This window comes from Burkholderia sp. Se-20378, assembly GCF_017104665.1.
In the GTDB taxonomy this organism is placed as follows: Bacteria; Pseudomonadota; Gammaproteobacteria; order Burkholderiales; family Burkholderiaceae; genus Burkholderia; species Burkholderia lata.
This window is the reverse complement of sequence record NZ_JAAGPG010000624.1, coordinates 1-4,401: the sequence shown is the minus strand read 5'-3', so window position 1 is coordinate 4,401 and position 4,401 is coordinate 1. Positions and strand designations below refer to the sequence as shown.

The following is a 4,401-nucleotide window of genomic DNA, read 5'->3' as shown; positions in this document are numbered from 1 at the left end:
GGTCTCCGCGGCCGCCTGGCGCGCGGCGGCGTCGCCCGACGCCGCATACCACGCGGCGCACGCGAACACGATGAACGCATGCGTGTAGAGATCCTTGGTCGTGTCGAGCGGTGCGCCCTGTGCGTCCACGCTGTAGTTCCAGCCGCCGTGGTGCGGGTCGCGAAAGCGCCGGCCCAGCGCGTCGAACAGCGTGGCCGCGTGCGCGGTGTCGCCGGCCTGCGCGAACACGAACAGTTGCCGTGCGCAGGCCATTGCGCGATAACGGGTCACGGGCAGCGGCGCGTGGGTGGCCGGATCGACGGCTTCGAACGGCAGCTGTAATGTCTGGTCGAACCCTGAACCCCGCCAGATCGGCAAGACGACGTGCGCGAAGTGGTGGCGCAGCTGGGCGGCCTGGGCGGAAGCGGAGTCGGAAACGGACATGACGGGGTTGAGCGCTGGTTTCGAAACGTGTCGGCGCGGCCCGGAGGATCGGCGCGGCCGGGGCCAAGGATAAAACATTCCGCACGGCCGGCACCAAAAAAGGAGATAAATCGCATGCTGAGCAACCTGGAACTCGTGATGCGGCTCGTCCTCGCGGCGGCGCTGGGCAGTGTCATCGGCTTCGAGCGCGAGCGCCTGTCGTGGGCGGCCGGCCTGCGCACGCACATGCTCGTCTGTGTCGGTTCGACGCTGATCATGATCGTGTCGGCGTTCGGGTTCGCCGATGTGCTCGGCAGCAATGAGCACATCGTGCTCGATCCGTCGCGGATCGCCGCGCAGGTCGTGTCGGGCATCGGCTTCCTCGGCGCGGGCTCGATCCTGCTGCGCGGCGAGATCGTGCGCGGGCTGACGACCGCGGCGAGCCTGTGGTCGGTCGCCGCGATCGGCCTCGCGGTGGGCGGCGGGCTCTACGTCGCGTCGATTTCGGCGACGATCATCATCCTGATCATCCTGGCCGGCATCAAGCCGCTGGAGCGGCGCTACTTCACGGTGCGCCAGCGGCGCCAGCTCGCGCTGACGGTCGTGAGCGGTGCGCTGAACTTCGATTCGCTGCACGCGGCGCTCGGCCCGGACAGTGCGCGTGTGAAGCAGTTCATCGTGCAGCGCGCCGACGACACGGGCGAGCACGACGAGGTGCGCATCGCGCTCGCGCGGGTGTCGGAACTCGAATACCAGGCGATCTGCGACAAGCTGCGTGCGCTGAAGGGCGTCACGCGTTTCGAAGAGGGCAACGGGCTGTCGGGCGACGAATAGGCTGAATCGGCGGCGGGGCATGCGACAATGGCCGACCAGATTCCGTTCGACATCCGGTTCCGCGCCAGCGGGCCCCGCCATCCGATTTCCATGACCGAATCCGTTTCCTCGCCTCGCTCCCGTTCCCGTTCCAATCGTTCATCGACCCGTTCGCGCCAGCGCTCGGCTGCTGCCGCGGGCAATACGTCCGCAAGGGCGGCGGTGCGGTCCGGCAGTGCGCCGGCCGGCGACGCGTCGCGGGATGAGCGGACGCTCGACCTGTTCGGCGATCCGGTGCTCGAGCCGGGTGAGCGCGTGCCGGCTGCGGCGCGCGACGAAGCGGGCGCGCCAGGCGATGCGGCAGTCGATGTCGCGGACGACGTGGCTTCCGGGCGGCAGGCCGCGCTGGACGGGTTCAGTGCGCCGGAAGGTGTGGCCACGGCAGGACATGTGGAAGCAGCGGAAGGCGCTGTGACGCCGGAAGTTGCGACGTTGGCACACGGTGTTTCGGCGCCTGAAGGCGGGGGTGTTGCAAACGTCGACGTCGCGCCGGCTTCTGGCGTGGCTGCGATGCAGGCGGTCGATATTCCCCTGGCCGGTGACGTTGCAACGAAGGCCGCCGACGTGCCTGCGGAAGAGGGCGACGGAACGGTGGCGACCAAGCTGCAAGCAACCGATGGTGCTGCGGCGAAGGCGACCGAATCTCGGGCGGTTGGCGGTGAAGTCGAGAAGGCAGGTGTTGTTGTTGCTGCTGCCGCCGCCGTCAAATCCCGTGAAGGGCGATCCTCCGGTGACGCCGTGAAGGAACGCCGTGCGTCGTCGGGCGGCAAGCGCCGGGCGACTGCCAGTGCAGGCGACGCGACAACGGAGCAATCCGCGCCGGTCGTGACGAGCGTTGACGCGGCGCTGGAGGCGGCCGGGGTGAGCACGACGCCGGACCTGGTGACGACGGTCGAGCCGCAGGCGGCCAAGCCGGTGATTACCGCGAACACGGCGAACACGGCGAACACCCATGACGCCGCGCCGCAGGCCGCCGCCGTATCCCCCGTCACGCAGCCGATGGCGTCCGCTGCGTCGTTTGTCACGAAGCCGTCGGCGGAGCGCACGCAACCGGCCGCGCCGGCCTTCGATCCGGATACGCATCTGCGCCCGCTGACCGACCGGCTCGCCGCACTGCAGGCCGACGTGGATGGCCTGACGCACACGGCCGATCGCGAGATGCGCCGCGTCAACCGCTTGCTGCTGGCGTTGGCCATCGTCGTGCTGGCCGGGCTCGTCGCGCTGGTGATGCAGACGCGGCAGATCGCGCACCTGAAGCAGGACGTGGCCACGAAGCAGCAGCGGATCGATCGCCTCGCGGCCGATCTGTCGACGCAGCAGGCAACGCTGATGACGCTCGAGGAGCATCACGAAGCGCTTCTGTCGCAAGTCGACCGGCTGCAGCGCAACGCGAATCGCGAGGCGGCTGTCGCGAAGCGTGCCCGCCGCACGCGTTAATCGTTTCGACCCTATCCTGGGAGCCCGACGGAGCAAGGATCGCCGGTTTGTACCGGTGATCGGCCGTCGTGCGCATGCGTCAAATCGATGCGGTGCGCTGGCAGAGTTCAGGGAAAACCCTTAGAATGGAGTCCATCTAAGGGAAAACCCTAGCCACATCTGTCAGGAGTCTCACATGAGCTTCATCCTCGCCCTGCTGCAAAAGATCGACGACCTTTTCGTGTCTCCGCACCTGCCGCTCGACGCCGAATACTCGTACGCTGCGCGTCGTGCCGAAGCCGAGCGCGTGCGCCGTGCGCACCTCGTGCCGATCGTCCTGTACCGTCGCTGATTCGCTGATTCGCTGATTCGCTGATTCGCTGATTCGCTGATTCGCTGATTCGCTGTCAGCGCGGCGCTTGCCGTACCTGCCTGCCCGCTTTCCGCCGCCACATCGCGCGTCGGCGCGACCGTCCCGCTACACTGGAAGTCCGATTCCGTTCACGGTGACCGGGCCATGCTGCAGATGCGGCCGATGACGGCCAGCGAATTCCATGCGTACCGCACGCGAGCCATCGACGGCTACGCGAGCGATCTCGTTTCATCCGGACAAAATGCTATCGAAGACGCGGCCAGCCGGGCGCGCGCCTGTTTCGACACGCTGCTGCCGGACGGCCTGCGTACCTCCGGCCAGACCCTCGTCGTGCTCATCGACGGCGCCAGCGGCGACGCGGTGGGTGACCTCTGGTACGCGATCGTGCCCGAAGGGCCGAACCGCACGCTGTTCATCTACGACCTCGACATCGCCCCGTCCCGGCGCCGCCAGGGTTGGGCCACGCGTACGCTCGAGGCACTTGATGCCGAGGCACGCCAGTACGGCGTAACCGAGATCGGGCTGTCGGTGTTCAATCACAACGCGGCGGCCCGCGCGCTGTATCGTGCGTGCGGCTTCGCGCCGATCACGACGACCTTGATCAAGCCAGTCATTTCGGACTGAATCCACCGGCCGGCGCCGCGTCGTCATGCGCTGGCGATTCGACTCGCCGCGATTGGCCGACTCCGGCTGACTTCCCCGCTTCCCCGCCTGCCGAAAGCGCCGAACGGCCATCAGGCCGTTCGGCGCACGTCACCGGCGCACGTCACCGGCGCACGTCACCGGCGCACGTCACCGGCGCACGTCACCGGCGCACGTCACCGGCGCACGTCACCGCGCGCGCCCCTTCCATCTCCGCAACAGCAGCGCGTTGGTCACGACGCTGACGCTGGAAAACGCCATCGCCGCACCCGCGATTACCGGGTTCAGCCAGCCGAGCGCCGCGAGCGGCACGCCGACCAGGTTGTAGACGAACGCCCAGAACAGGTTCTGCTGGATCTTCCGGTACGTGCGTCGGGAGATGTCGATCGCGTCGGCGACGAGCGCCGGGTCGCCGCGCATCAGCGTGATGCCGGCCGTGTGCATCGCGACGTCCGTGCCGGTCGCCATCGCGATGCCGACATCGGCCGCGGCGAGCGCCGGCGCATCGTTGATCCCGTCGCCGACCATTGCGACGATCCCGCCGTGCGTGCGCTTCAGCTCGGCGACGACGCGCGCCTTGTCGTCGGGCAGCACCTGCGCATGCACCTCGTCGATGCCGAGCGAAGCCGCGACGGCGGCCGCGCTGCCGCGGTTGTCACCCGTCACGAGCACGCTCGCGACGCCGCGCGCCGACG

Annotated in this window: 6 protein-coding genes; 4 read left to right on the top strand and 2 right to left on the bottom strand. The window is 68.5% G+C overall.

What is annotated here, in order from left to right:
• Positions 1-423 (bottom strand): AGE family epimerase/isomerase (locus G3N93_RS35060; protein WP_206135019.1); only part of this gene is annotated, 423 nt, incomplete at its 3' end.
• Positions 424-537: 114 nt separating this feature from the next.
• On the opposite strand from G3N93_RS35060, the gene G3N93_RS35055 reads away from it, so the two are divergent.
• The 4 genes from G3N93_RS35055 (at position 538) to G3N93_RS35040 (ending at position 3,688) form a co-directional block, all read left to right on the top strand.
• Complete coding sequence (locus tag G3N93_RS35055; protein ID WP_206135018.1) at positions 538-1,236, top strand: MgtC/SapB family protein; 699 nt, start codon at positions 538-540, stop codon at positions 1,234-1,236.
• Between the two features lie 90 nt (positions 1,237-1,326).
• On the top strand, positions 1,327-2,712 hold the full coding sequence (locus G3N93_RS35050; protein WP_206135020.1) for a flagellar hook-length control protein FliK: 1,386 nt from the start codon (positions 1,327-1,329) through the stop codon (positions 2,710-2,712).
• A 175-nt stretch (positions 2,713-2,887) separates the two neighbouring features.
• The gene (locus G3N93_RS35045; RefSeq protein ID WP_006481665.1) at positions 2,888-3,043 is read left to right on the top strand and encodes a hypothetical protein; all 156 of its coding nucleotides are present in this window, start codon (positions 2,888-2,890) and stop codon (positions 3,041-3,043) included.
• A gap of 165 nt (positions 3,044-3,208) precedes the next feature.
• The gene (locus G3N93_RS35040) at positions 3,209-3,688 is read left to right on the top strand and encodes a GNAT family N-acetyltransferase (protein WP_206135017.1); all 480 of its coding nucleotides are present in this window, start codon (positions 3,209-3,211) and stop codon (positions 3,686-3,688) included.
• 207 nt (positions 3,689-3,895) lie between these two features.
• On the opposite strand, the gene G3N93_RS35035 is transcribed toward G3N93_RS35040, so the two are convergent.
• Positions 3,896-4,401: HAD-IC family P-type ATPase (locus G3N93_RS35035; RefSeq protein ID WP_206135016.1), on the bottom strand; the 506-nt coding region annotated here is incomplete at its 5' end.